Origin of the sequence: Rhodobacter viridis (assembly GCF_003217355.1) — a bacterium.
Taxonomy (GTDB): Bacteria; Pseudomonadota; Alphaproteobacteria; order Rhodobacterales; family Rhodobacteraceae; genus Rhodobacter; species Rhodobacter viridis.
The window spans coordinates 132,811-151,119 of record NZ_QJTK01000003.1 but is presented as its reverse complement, the minus strand read 5'-3'; the positions used below and the strand labels follow the sequence as shown (position 1 = coordinate 151,119).

Here is an 18,309-nt window from a genome sequence, read left to right as displayed (position 1 = left end):
CAGGCAGCATTTCAAGTCATTGAATTTGCTTAAAATATTTTTTGATCTGGATCAAGCCCCTGAAAGCATTGGAAGAATTGTAACCCTTTATTTACAAGCTTGCGACGGGTGGACAACTTGCCGCTGAGTCTGGCCGCAAAAGCCTTGCCTGGGCAGGGGAAAGGTTACCAAACCGTTAAACCAAAGGGTTAACGTTAACCACTTGGCCCGTCACGGAAGGCACCTGCAAGAGAAATTTTATTGCCTCGGCAAGCGCCTCCGGCAGCGGTTTCGACCCCGGATGCGGCTGCGCAGCACCCCAGGCGGACTGCCACGGCGCGGGGCGCGGGCGCAGGGTCCCAAGGTGGATCGCATTGACCCGCAGCTGCGGCGCATGGCTCCGTGCGGCCTCCTGCAAGGCCCCCTTCAGCCGGGCGGCGGTGCCCTCGGGCATCAGCCAGATCACCTGACCGCTCGCGATCGTATCGGCCCCGGCCCGAGCCGGCGCGGGGCGCTGCGCGGCAAACGCCGCGATCTGTGCCAGCGCCTGCGCCGGATCCGCGCTGCCAATCAACAGCAGCCCAGCCTCGGTCTCGGTCGGCGCGAGCTCGCACAGCGCAAGAGTCTCGGCCACAGCGGACGCCTGAGCGGCGGGGATATCGGTCTGCACGACCTGCATCGTCACACCTTTTCGCAGGGGCAACGGCCCGGCCCGACCTGCGGCCGCCCGCAGCGCGGACAGGCCCGCCGGGTCAGCCGCGGCTTGCGGGTGGGAAAGCGCAACCGCCCGAAAAAGGCGAGGCCCACCATGACGAGCAGAAACAGGGTCATTACCTTGATCATGATCTCAAAGCCCGAACCGCGCCCACATCGCCCGCTCCTCGGCGGCGTCCAGCACCGAGACCGCGGCCTCGGCGGCCATGCTGGCCCCGAACCGACGCAGCCACGAGCGGCGCTGGCCATAGGGGACCAGCTTCACCGTCTCGCCGTAAAGCGCGCGCAGCTTCGGCACCGGATGCGAAAGCCCGTCGATCAGCCCGGTCTCCAGCGCCTGCGACCCGGTCCAGATCTCGCCGGTGAAAAGATCCGCCCCCGCGGCCAGCTTCGCGCCGCGCCGCTCGATCACCCAGGCCTTGAACGAGCGGTGCATGTCCTCGAGAAGCCGGGTGAGCCGTGCCACATCCTCGGGCTTTTCGGGGCGGAACGGGTCGAGAAAGCTCTTCGAGCCGCCCGCCGTATGCACGCGCCGCTCGACCCCGTAGCGGCCGATCAGATCGGAAAAGCCGAAGCCCGCCGAGATCACCCCGATCGAGCCGACGATCGAGGTCGCATCGGCCCAGATGTCATCGGCGGCACAGGCCAGCCAATAGCCGCCCGAGGCCGCCACATCCTCGACGAAAGCATGCACGGGCAGGCCGGTTTCCTCGGCCAGCGCCCGGATGCGCGCGGCAATGAGCGAGGATTGCACCGGCGAGCCGCCCGGAGAATTCAGGATCAGCGCCACGGCCACCGGTTTGCCGCGGCGGAAGGCGCGTTCCAGCGTGTCCGCCAGCGCCGCATCCGACAGGCCCTGCGCCCCGGGGCGGCTGATGCCGATCGCGCCCTGCAACCGCACGACCGAAACGCGGGGCGGACGGCGGAAGACTCGGGCGGGGAGGAGGCGGGTGATGTCCATGCCCCCGATGTAGGCGCCTCGCGCCCGGCAAGCAAGCGGGCGGCGGCGAAAACCGGCTTACCGCGCGGCCTGCATCCGCTCGATATAGGCACGCAGCTCCTCGGCTTCGTGGCGGGCATCGCGCAGACCATCCATCGCCGCGCGCAGCTCGGCTTCGGTCTGGTTGATCTGGTTGACGAGCTCCGCCTCGCGGCTTTCGAGATAGGCCATCGCCTGATCGCGGACCTCTTCAGCCTCGTGCAGCGCCTGCGCCATCTGCTCAAGCTCGCCCATGTCGGCCGCGGTGACCCGGGTCAGGCGGTGCAGCAGCCACGAGGCGAACCAGCCCAGACAGAAGGCGAGGAACAGGATGATCGCCGTGGCGATGACGAATTCGGTTCTGTTCATCTGCGGCTTTCCTCAGTTGTTCAGCCCGCCGAGCTTTTTCGGGCGCGGCTTCGGGTGGCCGGGCGACTGCGCGGCGGGGTTGACCTGAATTTCGATGGCAGCTTCGGCGGCGGGCAAAGCCGCGTCGGGCGCCGCGGCGTCGGGCGCGACTGCCTCGGGGGCTGTCGTCGCAGCATCCGCGGCCGGGGGGGTGTCCGCCGGGACATCCGCAGCCGAAGCGTCGGCCGCTGGCGCGTCAGACGACTCGGGCATCGGCTCGCCATGCGCGTCTTCCATCGGGGCGGCCCCTTCGACGGCGCTTTCATCCAGCACGAGATCCGGCATCGCCTCTATCGGTGCGACGGGTGACGGCTTCGGCGGGGCCGGAGGCGCGGACACAGGCGGTTCGGGCGGTGTCACCGGCAGATCGACCTGCCCCTCGCCGCCCACGGGCTTGGCGTCGAGCAAAACGAATTCGATGCGCCGGTTCGACTCGCGGCCCTTGTCGGTGTCGTTGTCGGCAATCGGCTGGCTTTCGCCATAGCCCTTCGGCGTCAGGTTGCGCGTCTGCACCCCGCGCGCCTCGAGCGCGGTGATCACCGCCTCGGCCCGGGCCTGACTGAGCTTGCGGTTGCCCTCGTCGCTGCCCTGGCTGTCGGTGTGTCCCGCGACCTCCATGCGGTAATCCTGGCACTGCGCCATGACCTTGGCGAGGGCATCGAGCTGTTCCGCGTCCTCGGCCTTGATCCGCGCGGCACTCGGCTCGAAAGCCAGCTTGTGCTTCGCCAGCGCCCCGTTCAGCCGCGCCACACATTCATTGCCATCGGGCAGCGACAGCATCGCATCCAGCCTGCGGTCGTATTTCACCGACAGCGCGATCGGCGCCGTCTCGCCCAGACGGCGCGCAAAGAGCCCCGCCGCCTTGTCCGAGGCCTGCCGGTCGCCGGTCACGCCCGACAACCGGATCACGTCGGGCGTCACCGTCACCGTGCCATCATGCATCAGCTTCAGCGCCTCGAGCGCGGTCAGCGTGCGCAGCGGCCAACCCTCGGGCAGGCCGGTATCGACGCGGGTCGCCGCATAGACCGACTTCGCGCCGAACTGCGCATGGGCAAAGCTTTCGAGCGCCGCGCGCGAGCGATCCGAGGTCACACGGCCGCGCAGCTCCACCTGCCCGTCCTCGCGCAAGAGCGCCGAGAATTCGGGCACGGTATCCTTGGCCTCGGCCTTCTTCGCCAGTTCGGCCTTCAGCGAGAAGACCTCGGGCAGATTCGATTCGAGATCGCCGACAACGCGGTCATAGACCACGGGATCGGTGGTATCGGCCGCCACCAGCGCGATATCGGCATCCGAGAAGGTCACCGTGCCGCCGCCGAGCTGCCCCAGCGCGGCGATCGCCATTTCCACCGCCGCGCCCCATTGCGGCGAGGGCACGCCCATGCCGACGGTGCAATCCAGATCGCCCTTGGCGCCCACCTTGCGCGCCGCCGCCATGATCCGCCCCGAGGCGCGCTCGGTATCGGCCGAACAGGCGTCGAAGCGCGGCCCGTCGATATCGATCAGGAAGCGCAGCGTGAAGGGCGTGATCACCGGGCGGGGGGCGGAAATCTTCGCCTCGAGCTTGATCTCGGTCGGGCGGCGCCGGTTCAGGAAGGTCTCGGCATCGGCCTTTTCCTCGGGGCTGTCGGTGATCGCCTCGACGCCCACCTTGCCGGGCAGGATCGAGACCTTGGCCCGCGGCAGTTCCGACAGCGCAGTAATCCCGAAATCGAGCGCCGATTTCCAGCCGCCCGGCACCGGGTAATCGGCGCTTTCCAGCATGTCGGTGACGGTGCCATCGCCCGCCAGCTGGGTCAACCGCCCCAGCAGCGCCTTGCGGTCGGTGCCCGCGGGCACAAGGCCGATCAGCGAGATGCCCTCGTCATTGCGCAGCATCTGCAGCGAGAAATCCGGCGGCGCGATCGCCTTTTCCACCTCGGCATCGGTGTTGTCGACGATGCGCGAGCTGTCGACCACGGTCGAGACTAGGGTGACGGCACGGAAGCGCTCGGCCTCAGACGGGGCGGTGCCCAGCAAGATCACCTGCAGACCGTCGGTTTCGACCTGCACCCAGGAATGGCTGGCGGCTTCCAGCGCCAGCTTCACCGCCTTGCGCGAGCGCTGTTCGATGATCGTGGCCGAGCCGCCCGCGATGAACGCCGAAAGCACGAGGGCGCCGACGAAAGCCGTCGTCGTCAGGACTGTGATGCGGCCACGCATGGGATTTTGCTTCCTCGACTTGGGTCCGAACCGTCTTAAGGGGCGCCCCCTTGGCGATCAATCAAAGGATTGCGGCGCCGGCAAGAAACAGCGCAGCGAAAAGCCCGGTATCGCGGCTCTTGCGAAAGAGCATCAGGCAGGTGTCGGCATCATCGATATCCAGCCTGCGCATCTGCCAAGCCATGTGCCAGCCCATCGCCCAGGGCGCGCAAAGGCCCAGCGCCAGAACCAGCGGATTGCCCAGCGGCAAAAGCGCCAGCAGCACCGCCGCCGTCATCAGCACCACGGTCAGGATCAGGAACAGCGTCAGCCAGCGCTGCGTGTTCGCGCCAAAGAGCCGCGCCGTCGATTTCACCCCGATCAGCGCGTCATCTTCCTTGTCCTGATGCGCGTAGATCGTGTCGTAAAAGAGGGTCCAGATGATCCCCGCGGCGTAAAGCGCGACCGGCGCCAGCCCGAGGCTGCCCTTGTGCGCGACCCAGCCCAGAAGCGCGCCCCAGTTGAAGGCGACGCCGAGGAAGGCCTGCGGCCACCAGGTGAAGCGTTTCGCAAAAGGATAGACGGCGACCGGCACGAGCGCCAGCACCCCCATGCCGATGGCGGCCCAGTTGAAGGTAAAGAGGATCAGCGCCGCGATGGCGGTCTGCGCCACCATCCAGCCCGCGGCCTGTTTCACGCTCACCTGACCGGAGGGAATCGGGCGCGAGCGGGTCCGCGCCACCTGCCCGTCGAAATCGCGGTCGGTGATGTCGTTCCAGGTGCAGCCCGCGCCGCGCATCAGAAAGGCGCCAATCGCACAGCCGAGCGCCAGCCACAGATCGAACGCGCGCAGGCTGTCGGTCGCGGCGGCCAAGGCAATCGACCACCAGCAGGGCAGCAGCAACAGCCAGGTTCCGATCGGCCGGTCGGCGCGGCTCAGCCGCAGATAGGGGCGGCTGAAAGCGGGGGCGGTATGGTCCACCCAGTTGCCGCGATAGGCGTCGGCCACCTGTCCCGTCACCTGAGCCTCTGGCATTTCGGATTTGCCGATCATAAGTTTCGCCTCATGGAACGCGCCAAGATACGACTCTGTGTTACTCACCCGCTCGGGCCGGAGCAAGCCGTGCCCCTGACCGCCGATCAGGCGAATTATCTCTTTGCGGTGATGCGGCTGGGCCCGGGGGACCGGGTTGCGCTGTTCAACGGGCAGGATGGCGAATGGACCGCAGAGGTGGTCGAGGGCTCGAAACGCGGCGGTGTGCTGCGCTGTCTCGGCCTTGCCGCGCCGCAGTTGAACCCGCCCGATCTGTGGCTTCTTTTTGCCCCGATCAAGAAGGAACGCACCGATTTCATCGTCGAAAAGGCGGCGGAACTGGGCTGTGCGAAGATCCTGCCGGTGCAGACCGAATTTACCAATGCCGCACGGATCAAGCAGGACCGCCTGCAGGCCCATGCTTTGGAAGCGGCCGAGCAATGTCTGGGCACTTATGTCCCCGAAGTCAGCGACTTGCAGCCGTTGCAGAAAGTTCTGAAAGACTGGAACCCGGAGCGGCGCATTCTCTGGGGCGACGAATCGCTTGTCGGCCCGGCGCAGACCTTGGCCGGCGTCACTCCGGGGCCTTGGGCGATTCTCGTCGGCCCCGAGGGCGGCTTCTCCGAGACCGAGCGGCGGCAACTGCGGGCGCTCCCGTTTGTCACGCCGGTGTCGCTCGGGCCACGCATCCTGCGCGCCGATACCGCCGCCTGTGCGGCGATCACGCTTTGGCAATCGGCCCTGGGGGACTGGCGGTGATCCGACCCGAGCTGCGCGCGCATCTGATCCGGCAGCGCGAAGCTTATGTCGCAGGGCTTTCGCTCGCCGCCTCGCTCTGGATCGCGACGCGCGGCGGTTGGTTTCTGGCGGCGGTCGGGCTTTGCCTGGCCGCGCTGACCGCGGGCTGGGTGGTGCTGGCCCTGCGCCGCGCCCGCTTTGCCCGGCCGGTCTCCGATCCGGGCGTCGTCGATCTCGATGAAGGCCGGATCGGCTATTACGGCACCGGCGGTCTGGTGCTGGGCGGCTACATGGCACTTGACGATCTGAGCGAGATTCGCCTGCTGATCCTGAAAGACAGCCAGTTCTGGCGGCTGAAAAGCCGCGACGGGCAGGCGCTTCTGGTGCCCGTGGCCGCGGTCGGCTCGGAAAAGCTCTTTGATGCCTTCGCCGGGCTGCCCGGCATCGACATGGGGGCAATGACCGCCGCCCTGGATACGCGCATCACCGCACAGAGCCTGTGGCGCCGCCCCGCGTGAGAGCGCTTGACTTGCGCGCGGTGAAGAACCACCTGTGGTGTCCCAACGGAAAGAGAGGGTCCGATGTCCATTCCCCAGCAGGGCGGCGGCCCGATCGAAGATTTTGCCCAACTGGCCGAATATCTGGCCTCGGGCGAGAAGCCGAAATCGGATTGGCGCATCGGCACCGAGCACGAGAAATTCGGCTATTGCAAGGATGCGCTGAAACCCCTGCCCTATGACGGCCCGCGCTCGATCCGGGCGATGCTGGAAGGTCTGCAACAGGTCTTCGGCTGGGAACCGGTGCTGGAGGGCGGCAATATCATCGGCCTGACCCGCAATGGCGCGAATGTCAGCCTTGAACCCGGCGGGCAGCTGGAACTGTCGGGCGCGCCGCTCGAAACCCTGCACCAGACCTGCGAGGAAGTGAACGAACACCTGACCGAGGTGCACCGGATCGCCGACCGCATCGGCGCGAAGTTCATCGGGCTGGGCGCGGCGCCGGAATGGTCGGCCGAGGAAATGCCGATGATGCCGAAGGGGCGCTATCGGCTGATGAACAGCTACATGGATTCCGTCGGAACCATGGGCAAGACGATGATGTACCGGACCTGCACCGTGCAGGTGAACCTCGACTTCGCGTCCGAGGCCGACATGGTGAAGAAGATGCGGGTGGCGTTGGCGCTGCAGCCGGTGGCGACCGCCTTGTTCGCCAACTCGCCCTTCCTGGATGGCAAGCCGAACGGGATGAAATCCTGGCGCGCGAACATCTGGCAAAACCTCGATCCGGCGCGGACCGGCATGCTGCCTTTCTTCTTCGAGGACGGCATGGGCTATGAACGCTATGTCGATTACGTCCTCGATGTGCCGATGTATTTCGTCTATCGCGACGGCCAGTATATCAACGCGCTCGGGCAATCGTTCCGCGATTTCCTGAAGGGCGAATTGCCCGCCCTGCCCGGCGAGAAACCGACGCTCTCGGACTGGGCCGACCATCTGACCACCGTCTTCCCGGAAGCCCGGGTGAAGAAATACATCGAGATGCGCGGCGCCGATGGCGGCCCGTGGCGGCGTCTTTGCGCCCTGCCCGCGTTCTGGGTCGGGCTGATGTATGATCAGGGCGCGCTCGATGCCGCCTGGGATCTGGTCAAGTCTTGGGACGCCGAGACCCGCGACGGGTTGCGCGTCTCTGCCGCCAAGCACGCCCTGCAAGCCGAGGCGGGCGGCGTGAAGATGCATGATCTGGCGCGCGAGGTGGTGGCGATCTCGAAAGCCGGTCTTGCCGCGCGCAAGATCCCCGGCGCCGGTGGCCTGATCCCGGACGAGACCTATTTCCTCAACGCGCTCGAAGAAAGCATCGACACCGGCCATGTGCCTGCCGATGAGCTTCTGGAAAAATACCACGGCGCGTGGAAGGGCGATCTCTCGCGCATCTACGGCGAATACAGCTACTGAACGCCCGCTTCTTCTTGGCGCAAATACGCCCTTCTTCAAACCGATGTCCCGACCTCGCGGCCGGGACATCTTGATGTCAAAGGTTGTCCTCGACCCGGAACCCCGCCGGGATCGCATCAACACCCTCAAGCACCAGATCGGCCATCACCTGCGCCACTTTCGGCGCCATGCCGAAGCCGATCTTGAACCCGCCATTGACGATGAAATGCCCCTCGCGCCCCGGCCAGGCGCCCAGCATTGGCGAGCGCGAGACCGAGCGCGGCCGCACATTCGCCCAGCGCTCGATCACCTCGGCGCCCTCAAGCGCGGGCACCAGCGCCCGGGCGCGGGTGAGCACCGCCTCCAGCTGGTCATCGGTCGAGGTCGGATCGGTGTAGCTGCGCTCGGCGGTCGAGCCGACACCCACGGTGCCATTCGCATGCGGCACCACCAGCACGCCATCGGCAAAGATCTGCGGCACCGGGCCGGGATCGTGCTTCAGGATCGCCGACTGCCCCTTGACGCCGTTGCCGACCTCCTTGCCGAAGGCCTCGGACAATTCAACAAGCCCCGCAAGCCCGGTCGCATGCAGCACGATGCCCTCGTCGGCCGCCTCGCCGATCACGATCTCGCCGCCCAAAGCCTCGATCGCCGCCGCCAGAGCCGCCGCAGCCCCCCGCGGCGAGGCCCGACCTGACAAAGTGTCGTGAATGACCAGACCCGTCGGCGTCACCGGCGCGAAGGCGCCGAACTCGGTCACCTGGGCAATGCGCCACAGATAGTCCACGCCCCAGTTCGCCGCCGCATCCTTGCCGCGCAGTTCGGCCAGCGTCACCGCCGCCGCATCGGCCAAGGGCTGCAGCCGCCCGATCCGCGCAAAGCCCGGATCCTTGCCGCCCGCCGCCTTGACGCCCGCCCAGAACGCCTCCGACATCACCAGGCTGTCAAACTGGAACTGCTTCTTCGGGTTCCACTGATCAGGCACATGCGGCGAGAGCATCCCCACCGTGCCCCCCGAAGAGCCCGCCCCGATGCGTTCCCGCTCGATCAGCCGCACTTTCGCGCCGCGACGGGCCAGCTCATAGGCACAGGCAAGACCGAAAACCCCGCCACCGCGCACCGTCACCCGATCTGCTCTTGCCATCGCCATCCCCTTTCGCCACTCTCCGCGTCAAATCCCCACAGGCACTACCCCCGATGACCTCCCCAGACCAGAGCCCGGCCGCGCTTGCGTGGCGCGACGGATCGACGCCCGTTTCGACCCGTTTCGATGACCCGTATTTCAGCCTTGCCGGGGGGCTGAACGAAACCCGCCATGTCTTTCTGGCGGGCAACGACCTGCCCGCCCGCCTTTGCCCCGGCTTTCACGTCGCGGAACTGGGCTTTGGCACCGGGCTGAACCTTCTGGCCCTTGCCCTTGCCACCGACCAGCCGATCCGCTTCACCAGTTTCGAGGCCTTCCCGATGTCGGCCGCGGAAATGGCCCGCGCCCATACCGCCTTCCCCGAGGTGGAACCCATTGCCGAACCGCTGATTGCTGCAATGCAGCACGGCGAAACGCAGTTTTCGCTGCGCAGCATTTCCGTGACGCTGATCCTCGGCGATGTCCGCGACACCCTGCCCAATTGGGCCGATCAGGCCGACGCCTGGTTCCTTGACGGCTTTTCCCCCGCCAAGAACCCCGAGATGTGGGGCGAGGATCTGATGGCCGAGGTCGGCCGCCACACCGCGCCCGGCGGCACCTTCGCCACCTATACCGCCGCGGGCTTCGTGCGTCGCGGCCTGGCAGAGGCGGGCTTCACCGTCTCCCGCGCCCCCGGCCACGCCGGCAAACGTCACATGAGCCGCGGAGTGAAAGCATGAGAGCTGCGCAGAACATCGGCCGCGGCATCTGGCTGATGGTGATCGTCACCCTCATCTTCGCTGTGCAGGACGGGATCTCCCGCCATCTCTCGGGCGCTTACAACGTCTACATGGTGGTGACGATCCGCTACTGGTTCTTCGCCCTTTTCACCCTGACGGTGGCCGCGCGGTCCGAGGGCGGGTTGCGGCAGGCGCTCGCCACGAAACAGCCGCTCTTGCAAACCGTCCGGGCCCTGCTGCTGATCGCCGAAATCGTGATCCTCATTCAAGCCTTCGTCAGCCTCGGCCTGATCGAGACCCATGCCGTCTTTGCCGCCTATCCGCTGCTCGTCGCGGCGCTTTCGGGGCCGGTTCTGGGCGAAAAGGTCGGCTGGCGACGCTGGGTCGCGATCGGCATCGGCTTTGTCGGCATCCTGATCATCCTGCAACCGGGCTATGGCGTCTTCCGCCCGGAAGCGGTGATCCCGCTTTTCGGTGCCTTCCTGTTTGCGCTTTACTCGTTGCTGACGCGCTTTGCCGCCCGCAAGGACGCGGCCTCGGTCTCGTTCTACTGGACGGGCCTGATCGGAGCCCTCGTGATGACGCCGCTTGGTCTGATCTTCTGGCAACCGATGATCGCGACCGACTGGCTCTGGATGGCGGCGCTGTGCCTGACCGCGGTCACGGCGCATTTCCTCTTGATCCGCGCCTATGAAATCGCCGAGGCCTCGGCGATCCAGCCCTTTGCCTATCTGCAACTCGTCTGGGTTTCCGGCATCGGCATCTGGGCCTTTGGCGACATCCTGCGCCCCAACGTCGCCCTTGGCGCCGGGGTCGTCGTCTGCGCGGGGCTGTTCACGCTCTGGCGCGCCCGCGCCAAAGCCGAAACGCCCTGAGCTTCTTCTTGGCGCAAATACGCCCTTGCCTCACCAGTTGCCGCGCAATTCGTCGGTGAACCGCACCGCGCCCGCATCGGGGCGCCCCAGCCGCGCGCGGTAGACGGGCAGGCTTTCCGCCACCCGCATCACATAGGTCCGGGTCTCGGCAAAGGGGATCATCTCGACCCATTCCACCACATCGACCGTGGGCGAGCGCGGATCGCCGCGCTCGGTGATCCAGCGCCGCGGCCGACCCGGACCGGCATTGTAGCCCGCCGCGATCAGCACGGGCGAAGTGCCGAATTCCTCTTCGAGCTTCGCCAGATATTCGCTGCCCAGCCGCACGTTGTAAGACGGGTCCGTGGTCAGCCGTTTCAGATCGTAGGGCTCGCCCAGTTTCTTCGCCATCATCTTCGCCGTCTCGGGCATCAGCTGCATCATGCCGCGCGCGCCGACAGGACTGACCACGGCCGGATCGAATTCGCTTTCGCGCCGCGCGATCGACAGGGCCAGCTCCTCGGGCACCACCAATCCCTTGGGGTTCAGATCGGGCAACGGGTAATAGGCGCGCGTCAGCACCACCCCCTCATTCGCCGCGCGCTTGGCCAGAAGCAGCATCAGATGCGCGTCGTGCCAGTCTTCGGCCAATCGCGCCAGCGGCGCGATCTGCTCGGGCGGCAGGCTTTCCTCCAGATGCAGCAGGAAGCGCTCGGCCAGATCGCGCGCGCCTGCCGCATGAAGCAACTGCGCCGCCTCGAAGACCGGCTCGCTCACGAAGGGCGCAGATTTCCAGTCGGGCAGCGCGGGCGGGGCCGCAAAGGCCGGGTCCATCGGCGCGCCGATGCGTTCGGCACAGAGAAGCCCGTAAAAGGCGGTCTGCCACTGCGCGCCTTCGACATAGGCCTGATCGGCATCGGCCACCCGGCCGATCACCTCCAGCGTCCGGCCACGCCAATAGGCGGCGCGAGATTTCGAGATCGGCGTGCTGACCCCGGCATCGAGCGCCTCGAAATGCTCGAGCGCCGTCGGCGCATCACCAAGCTTCAGCGCCGCAAAGCCCGCGAGCCATTCCAGATCGCCCCAATCGGGATCGTCCGAGGGCAGCCGATGCCGCGCCGCGATCTTGTAGGCAAGCGCCGCATCGCCCTTGCGCAGGAAGAACCGCGCCAGCTGCCCGCGCAGATCGGACCAGAGTTTCGGATCGCCAAGGCTTTCGGCGTTCTTTGAAAACTGCAGCACGATCTCGGCCGCGCCATCTTCCATGTCGTTGCGCCAGCGCCAGACCGCCCGATCGCGCGCCAGCCCGATCGACCCCGCCAGCCGTTCCGGCACCGCTTTCACCAAGGCATCCACCCCCTCGGCCCGCGATTGCAACGCGATCCGCGCCTCGGCCACGGCCTTCGTGCCCGCGCTGACAAGGGGCAGCATCGCGCGCGCCTGCGACAGCCGTCCCTCGTCCAGCGCCGCCTGCATCCGCCCGCCGTGGAACGGCGCCACCAGATCGGCGTAACGGGCAAGGAACCCCGCCTGCTCTTCCGGGGAAAGGTCAAGTCTGCGCCAGGCCGCCTCGGCCACCGCGGCGGCCTTGTCCTTTTGTCCAAGGGCCAGCCGCGCCGCGATCAGCGCCAGCGCACCCGTTCCGGTCTGCGGCGGGGTATCGCCGAAATAGGCCACGATCTCGATCGGATTGGCGCTTGCAAGCTGTGCCTCGCCCTTCTTGCGCAGAAGCTCCAGCCCCGGCCAATCCGACCGGCGGGCCGAGAAATCGGCGTAATCGGCGAAACTGCCCTCGCCCGCCCGCAGGCGCTGCCATTCGATGATGTCGAAGGCCAAAGGCCCCGACAGCCGGGCCTCGGCCTCGGCCTGATCCCAGTCATTCTTCGCCGCCACTTTCAGCGCGCGGGTCAGGGCTTCAGGATCATCGGCCCGCCCCGCATGGGGCAGGAGCACAAGACAAACGGCCAGCAAAGCGGCGAGGGATCGGGGTCTGGTCATGGGCCTGTGCATGCGTTTTGGGCAGCCTGCCCGCAAGGCGTAATCGTTGCAATTCACAAGTTGGCAAGACCGAAAGCCTCGCCTATGGTCCGCGCGACTTTCACCCGGGCGAATCCGCCCAAACCTCAGGAGCGTGTCATGTTCAAAGGGTCCTTCCCCGCACTCGTCACGCCGTTCAAGAACGGCGCAGTCGATTGGGACACGCTCAAGAAACTTGTGGACTGGCATATCGCGCAGGGCAGCCACGGCATCGTGCCGGTGGGCACGACCGGCGAAAGCCCGACGCTGAGCCATGACGAACATAACGAAGTCGTGCGCGTCGTGGTGGAAACCGTGGCGAAACGGGTGCCGGTGATCGCCGGCGCGGGATCGAATGCAACGGCCGAGGGGATCGAGCTGATCCGCCACGCCGAGGCGAACGGCGCCGATGCGGCGCTGGTGGTGACGCCCTATTACAACAAGCCGACGCAGCGGGGCATGGTGGCGCATTTCACCTCGATGCATGATGCCTGCGCCCTGCCGATCATCATCTACAACATCCCCGGCCGCTCGGTCGTGGACATGATGCCCGAGACGATGGGGCAACTGGCGAAGCTGCCGCGGATCGTCGGCGTCAAGGATGCGACGGGCGATCTGAGCCGCGTGGCGAAGCAGCGCATGACCTGCGGTGCCGAGTTTCTGCAGCTCTCCGGCGAAGATGCGACGGCGGTCGGCTTCAACGCGATGGGCGGCGTCGGCTGCATTTCGGTGACGGCGAACGTCGCGCCGAAGCTTTGCGCGGAAATGCAGGAAGCCACCCTGCGCGGCGATTACGCGAAAGCACTGGAATATCAGGATCTGCTGCTTCCACTGCATATCGCGATCTTCCTGGAGCCGGGCGTGGCCGGGGCGAAGTATGCGATGTCGAAGCTCGGGCTCTGCAGCCCCGAGGTGCGGCTGCCGCTGACCGAACTGACGGACGGGACCAAGGCGGCGCTGGACGCGGCGATGAAGCACGCCGGGTTGATCTGAGCTTTGCCTTGAGGACGACCGACGCGGGGGGCTCTGCCCCCCGTCTTGCTTTCAGCAAGCCTCCCCCCGAGGTATTTATGGCAAGATGAAAGGGGCTTGTTTCATCTTGCCATAAATACCTCGGGGGTCTGGGGGCAGAGCCCCCAGCCTTTCAAACGTTGTGCAGATAAAGCGCGTAATCCACATCCGCGATCCAGCGGGCGACGCGGCCATGTTCCGCCGCCTTGATCGCGGTGAAGGTGCGGTGCATGTCCTCGCCCAGCGCGTCTTTCAGGAATTCGGAGGCCGTCGCGGCCTCGATCGCTTCGCGCCAGTCGCGCGGGATTTGCAGCGCGTCATCGCCCGCATAGCCGTTGCCGGTGGTTTCGGGGCCGGGGTCGATGCGATGCTTCAGCCCGTGGCGGATCCCCGCCAGAACCGTCGCCGCGACCAGATAGGGGTTCGCGTCCACGCCTGACGGCCGATGTTCGATCCGCCGCGCCTTGATGTCGCCCGCCGGAATGCGCAGCGCCACCGAGCGGTTGTTCACCCCCCAGCTCGGCGAGACCGGCGCGTAGCTTTGGCCGACGAAGCGGCGCCAGGAATTGCCATGCGGGGCAAAGACCAGCATCGCTTCGCCCATCGTCTGGCGCAGGCCGCCGATGGCGTGGCGAATGGTGTCGGTCCAGATCCCCTCGACCTCCTCGGCGAAGATGTTCCGGCCCGTCGCGTCGCACAGGCTGACGTGGAAATGCATCCCCGAGCCTGCGTATTTCTCGATCGGTTTCGCCATGAAACAGGCGGTAACGCCGTGCCGCCGCGCCTGCAGCCGGACGATGCGTTTCAATCGCACCAGATCGTCAGCGGCCTGCATCACATCGGTCCGGTAATGCAGCGTCAGCTCGTATTGCCCGGGCGCATATTCGGAAATCACCGTTTCGGCCTTGATCCCCATCGCCTCGGCGGCGCGGTAGATGTCGCTGAACAACGGCTCCATCCCGTGCAGGTGATCGACCGAATAGACCTCGGTCCAATCCGAGCGCCGCCCGTCGAGCACCGCCGCCGCGGGCCGAACGCCCTGCGTGGTGTCAGGATCCAGAAGGAAGAATTCAAGCTCAAACGCCCCGGCGGGATAAAGCCCCTCGTCGGCCATCGCCTGCACCTGCCGGGCCAGCGCATGCCGCGGGTCCGAGGTCATCAGCGCGCCATCGAGATGATACATGCTCATCAGCACCTCGCCGCGCGGCGGGTTGGTGCCGTGCAGCGCCTTCAGCGTGCCGGGAATGGGCCAAGCGCGCAGATCGCCATCGCCCTGATCCCAGATCAGGCCGGTTTCGTGCACGTCCTCACCCACGATATCAAGGCCAAGGATCGAAATCGGCAGGTGGCGGCCGCCCTTGTAAAGCCCCATCAGCTCGTGGCGGCGGATGATCTTGCCGCGGCCGATGCCATTCGCATCGTGCAGCACGATGTCGAAGGCCTCGATCGAGGGGTGCAGGGCGAGGAAATCTTCGGCTTCTTGCGGGGTGGAGCCGGTCGGCGATTGGGTCATGTCAGGTCTCGAACAATTGGGCCGTCACGGCGTCGAAGGCGGCGATCAGGCGGTCGATCTGCGCGCGGTTGGTGGCGGGCGAGATCAGCATCATGTTGTGGAAAGGCGCGATCAGGCAGCCCCGGTTCAGCAGGCCGATGTGCAACGCGGCTTCCAGTGCCGGGGCATGGGCCGTGGCGGCGTCGGAGCCGCTGCGCAGCGGTCCGGGGGCGCAGATGAACTCGACCCGGGCGCCGACGCGGACGACATGCCACGGCAGCTTGCGGCGTTTCACCACCTTCGAAAGGCCAGCGCATAGCCGCGCTGCGCCCGCCTCCATCCGGGCGTAATTGGTGGGCGTCATCACCTGCGAGAGGGTGGCGACAAGGGCCGCGAATTGCAGCGGATTGGCGGAAAGCGTCGTACCCATGCCGGAATGCCCCGAAGGCCGCGTCGCGTCATAGGCGGCGAAGCGGGTGGCCAGCTCGGGGGTCAGGCCCCAGACCGCGGTGGGCACGCCGCCCGCCACGCATTTGCCGACCACGAAGATATCGGGTTTCAGCCCGTGCACGCGGGTATAGCCGCCAAGGCCCGAAGAAATCGTGTGGGTTTCATCGATGATCAGCACCGCGCCGTGACGGCTGGCCAGATCGCGCAGCCCGTCATGAAAACCCGGCGCGGGCAGGACCATGCAGGAATTTGTCATCACCGGCTCGGTCAGGATCGCGGCGACATCGCCCGCCGCCAACGCCCGTTCGACGGCGGCGAGATCGTTGAAGGGAACGGCGACAGCAACGAGCGACAGATCCTCGACCTGACCGACGAGGCCCGGACGGGCGATGGTTTTGCCGCCCTCGAGGCAGACCATCGCATCATCGACCGTGCCGTGATAGCAGCCGTCGAAGACCAGAACCTTGGGCCGTCCGGTCACCGCGCGGGCGACGCGCAGCGCAAAGCGGTTGGCATCGGTCGCGGTTGTTGCCACCTGCCAGCGCATCGGGCCGAAGACATCACAGAGCAGCTGACCCGCCTGCAACGCCGTCTCGGTCGGCAGCATGTAGGTCAGCCCTGCGCCTGCTTGCGCGCGGATCGCCCGGGCGACGGGCGCGGGCGAATGCCCGAACATCGAGCCGGTGTCGCCCAGACAGAAATCGTCGATCCGGTGACCGTCGAGATCCTCGATCACCGCACCTTTCGCGGCAGCGACCAGCATCGGAAAGGGCTGCGGCCAGTCGCGCATCCAGTGCATCGGCACGCCCGCCAGCCACGGGCTGGCCCCCGCCTGAAGCGCCGCGCGCGTGCGCGTGCGGGCCGCGGCATAGACCTCGGCTTCGCGGGCCGCGAAGGCGGCGATACGGGTTGCGGCAACGCCGCCGATCTGGGTTTCGGACATGGCTCCCTCCGGGTTCACCTGACCATGCCCGCGCCGCCAAGGCAACGCCCGAGGCATGGCCATTTCGGCGCAGATCGATGCATGGAGCGCATATGCTGCCACCGCTTCGGGCAAAGAAAAGGCCCGGGACAGGTGCCCCGGGCCTTTCGCCTGTCGGTCAGGATCAGAAGTGCTGCGCGTTGATCAGCAGATGCGCGCCGATCGCGGCGAAATAGCCCAGCGCAATCGCCCAGGCCCATTTCAGATGGCCGGAGAAGGTGTATTGCCCGCGCGCCTGTCCCATCAGCGCGACGCCTGCCGCCGAGCCGATCGACAGGATCGAGCCCCCGACGCCGCAGGTCAGCGTGATCAGAAGCCATTCCCCGTGGCTCATCACCGGGTCCATGGTCAGCACCGCGAACATCAGCGGAATATTGTCGACCACGGCCGAGAGAAGACCCAGGATCGTATTCGCCGCAGTCGGGCCAAGCCCTTGATAAAGCGCGACAGAAACCATGTCGAGGTAGCCAAGGACGCCCAGGCCGCCGACCGCGAAGATGATCCCGAAGAAGAACAGCAGCGTGTCCCATTCCACCCGCTCGAACTGCTTGAAGCTGTCCAGAACCAGCTCTTCATCGCGGCGCTTGTGGCCCGTCATGGTGAGGAAGTAGGAAAAGATCTGCAGATAGCCAAGGCCAAGCATCATCCCCATCGCGGGCGGCAGCGCCAGGAAGTTCTTGAAGCTGACCGCGGTGACGATGGTGGCGGCAAAGAGCCAGACCACCCCGGCGCCGCCCGGCTTCATCGCCCCCTTGTCATCGGTGGCGGCAGGGGATTCGTGCGGGATCGCAAAGGACATGATCACTGCCGGAACCAGCCAGTTCAGCAGCGAGGGGATGAAGAGCACGAAGAATTCAAAGAACTCGATCTTGCCCTTTTGCCAGACCATCAGCGTGGTGATGTCGCCAAAGGGAGTGAAGGCGCCACCCGCATTCGCCGCGACAACGGTCGAGATGCAGGACAGGGTGACGAATTTCGGCGCGCTCCGGCCCACGGCCATCACCACCGCCCCCATCACCAGCGCCGTCGTCAGGTTGTCGAGCACGCCCGAGAGCAGGAAGGACAAAAAGCCCGTCAGGAAGAAGAGCTTGCGATAGCTCAGACCAAGCCCCACCAGCTTCGCGCGGAGCGCGTCGAAGACGCGGCGTTCTTCCATCGTGTTGACGTAGGTGATCGCGACAAGCAGGAACAACAGCAGCTCGCCATATTCCTCGACCACATGCACGGCCTTTTCATGCGCGACCTCGGACAGGCCGTGGCTGGCATAGGCGAGGCCGATCAGCGTCCAGATCAACCCCGCCGCCAGCATCACCGGCTTCGATTTGCGCATGTGGGTGGTCTCTTCCATCACCACAAGCGCATAGGCGCCAAGGAAGATCACCACCGACAGAATGCCGAAGATGCTTCCGGTCAGATCGAGTTGTTCCATGCGTCCCTCCGGCTGTTTGATTTCGTTTACCGAGCGGGGGAGAATGCGGCAAGGCTCCTGCCCGATTGGCGGCCGGAAATCCCGGGCGTTGGCATGGTGGCTGCACGAGGCCGCGCAACCGGCGTGCCACTGGCCGCGACTCACCCCGCTGCAGACGCGAGAAAGGCGCCTTTGCACCTGCCGAAAGCGGGGCCGGATCGCGATAAAAGATGTATCGAAACCGGGAAAAACCGCGAGTTTTGCGCAGAATGC

The 18,309-nt window shown here is 66.3% G+C and carries 17 protein-coding genes; 6 read left to right on the top strand and 11 right to left on the bottom strand.

The genetic code is table 11. From position 1 onward, the window contains the following. Nucleotides 1–175: 175 nt before the first annotated feature. The 6 genes from C8J30_RS06220 to ubiA all read right to left on the bottom strand — a co-directional run bounded on the left by C8J30_RS06220 (nucleotide 176) and on the right by ubiA (nucleotide 5,312). The gene (locus C8J30_RS06220) at nucleotides 176–664 is read right to left on the bottom strand and encodes a Rossmann-fold NAD(P)-binding domain-containing protein (protein ID WP_220033702.1); all 489 of its coding nucleotides are present in this window, start codon (nucleotides 662–664) and stop codon (nucleotides 176–178) included. Further along, nucleotides 661–810 (bottom strand): hypothetical protein, encoded by a 150-nt coding sequence (locus C8J30_RS18570; protein ID WP_181420804.1) that lies wholly within the window; start codon nucleotides 808–810, stop codon nucleotides 661–663. Before C8J30_RS18570 ends, C8J30_RS06220 begins: the two co-directional genes overlap by 4 nt. Before the next feature lie 16 nt (nucleotides 811–826). Next, on the bottom strand, nucleotides 827–1,654 hold the full coding sequence (locus C8J30_RS06215; protein WP_110804849.1) for a S49 family peptidase: 828 nt from the start codon (nucleotides 1,652–1,654) through the stop codon (nucleotides 827–829). A gap of 57 nt (nucleotides 1,655–1,711) precedes the next feature. Continuing rightward, the gene (locus C8J30_RS06210) at nucleotides 1,712–2,041 is read right to left on the bottom strand and encodes a cation:proton antiporter (RefSeq protein ID WP_110804848.1); all 330 of its coding nucleotides are present in this window, start codon (nucleotides 2,039–2,041) and stop codon (nucleotides 1,712–1,714) included. 12 nt (nucleotides 2,042–2,053) lie between these two features. Beyond that, the gene (locus C8J30_RS06205; RefSeq protein ID WP_110804847.1) at nucleotides 2,054–4,279 is read right to left on the bottom strand and encodes an OmpA family protein; all 2,226 of its coding nucleotides are present in this window, start codon (nucleotides 4,277–4,279) and stop codon (nucleotides 2,054–2,056) included. Nucleotides 4,280–4,340: 61 nt separating this feature from the next. Next, nucleotides 4,341–5,312, bottom strand: a complete 972-nt coding sequence (gene ubiA, locus C8J30_RS06200; protein ID WP_110804846.1) for a 4-hydroxybenzoate octaprenyltransferase — start codon at nucleotides 5,310–5,312, stop codon at nucleotides 4,341–4,343. Nucleotides 5,313–5,324: 12 nt separating this feature from the next. Here ubiA and C8J30_RS06195 point away from each other — a divergent pair, with 12 nt between their 5' ends. The 3 genes from C8J30_RS06195 (at nucleotide 5,325) to C8J30_RS06185 (ending at nucleotide 7,981) form a co-directional block, all read left to right on the top strand. After that, nucleotides 5,325–6,050 carry a 16S rRNA (uracil(1498)-N(3))-methyltransferase gene (locus C8J30_RS06195; protein ID WP_110804845.1) on the top strand — a complete coding sequence of 242 codons (726 nt, stop codon included), beginning with the start codon at nucleotides 5,325–5,327 and terminating at the stop codon, nucleotides 6,048–6,050. Next, nucleotides 6,047–6,547, top strand: coding sequence for a hypothetical protein (locus tag C8J30_RS06190; RefSeq protein ID WP_110804844.1), 501 nt, complete (start codon nucleotides 6,047–6,049; stop codon nucleotides 6,545–6,547). The genes C8J30_RS06195 and C8J30_RS06190 overlap by 4 nt, the downstream gene beginning before the upstream one ends. Before the next feature lie 63 nt (nucleotides 6,548–6,610). After that, nucleotides 6,611–7,981 carry a glutamate--cysteine ligase gene (locus C8J30_RS06185; protein WP_110804843.1) on the top strand — a complete coding sequence of 457 codons (1,371 nt, stop codon included), beginning with the start codon at nucleotides 6,611–6,613 and terminating at the stop codon, nucleotides 7,979–7,981. A gap of 76 nt (nucleotides 7,982–8,057) precedes the next feature. Here the strand turns inward: C8J30_RS06185 and C8J30_RS06180 are convergent, their stop codons facing one another. Next, nucleotides 8,058–9,104 (bottom strand): NAD(P)/FAD-dependent oxidoreductase, encoded by a 1,047-nt coding sequence (locus C8J30_RS06180; protein WP_110805022.1) that lies wholly within the window; start codon nucleotides 9,102–9,104, stop codon nucleotides 8,058–8,060. A 53-nt stretch (nucleotides 9,105–9,157) separates the two neighbouring features. On the opposite strand from C8J30_RS06180, the gene mnmD reads away from it, so the two are divergent. Both mnmD and C8J30_RS06170 read left to right on the top strand, forming a co-directional pair. Beyond that, a complete protein-coding gene (mnmD, locus tag C8J30_RS06175; RefSeq protein ID WP_110804842.1) occupies nucleotides 9,158–9,823 on the top strand; it encodes a tRNA (5-methylaminomethyl-2-thiouridine)(34)-methyltransferase MnmD in 666 nt (221 codons plus the stop codon). Beyond that, entirely contained in the window at nucleotides 9,820–10,698 is an 879-nt protein-coding gene (locus C8J30_RS06170; RefSeq protein WP_110804841.1) for a DMT family transporter, read from the top strand. Before mnmD ends, C8J30_RS06170 begins: the two co-directional genes overlap by 4 nt. Nucleotides 10,699–10,728: 30 nt before the next feature. Here the strand turns inward: C8J30_RS06170 and C8J30_RS06165 are convergent, their stop codons facing one another. Continuing rightward, a complete protein-coding gene (locus C8J30_RS06165) occupies nucleotides 10,729–12,675 on the bottom strand; it encodes a lytic transglycosylase domain-containing protein (protein ID WP_110804840.1) in 1,947 nt (648 codons plus the stop codon). A gap of 138 nt (nucleotides 12,676–12,813) precedes the next feature. Here C8J30_RS06165 and dapA point away from each other — a divergent pair, with 138 nt between their 5' ends. Then, complete coding sequence (dapA, locus tag C8J30_RS06160; RefSeq protein WP_110805021.1) at nucleotides 12,814–13,686, top strand: 4-hydroxy-tetrahydrodipicolinate synthase; 873 nt, start codon at nucleotides 12,814–12,816, stop codon at nucleotides 13,684–13,686. Nucleotides 13,687–13,837: 151 nt separating this feature from the next. Here dapA and C8J30_RS06155 read toward each other — a convergent pair whose 3' ends face one another. The 3 genes from C8J30_RS06155 to nhaD form a co-directional block, all read right to left on the bottom strand. After that, nucleotides 13,838–15,217: a glutamine synthetase family protein gene (locus C8J30_RS06155; RefSeq protein ID WP_110804839.1), complete on the bottom strand. Its 1,380-nt coding sequence runs from the start codon at nucleotides 15,215–15,217 to the stop codon at nucleotides 13,838–13,840. A gap of 1 nt (nucleotide 15,218) precedes the next feature. Then, nucleotides 15,219–16,589 (bottom strand): aspartate aminotransferase family protein, encoded by a 1,371-nt coding sequence (locus C8J30_RS06150; RefSeq protein WP_110804838.1) that lies wholly within the window; start codon nucleotides 16,587–16,589, stop codon nucleotides 15,219–15,221. A gap of 163 nt (nucleotides 16,590–16,752) precedes the next feature. Next, complete coding sequence (nhaD, locus tag C8J30_RS06145; RefSeq protein ID WP_110804837.1) at nucleotides 16,753–18,057, bottom strand: sodium:proton antiporter NhaD; 1,305 nt, start codon at nucleotides 18,055–18,057, stop codon at nucleotides 16,753–16,755. Nucleotides 18,058–18,309 lie beyond the last annotated feature (252 nt).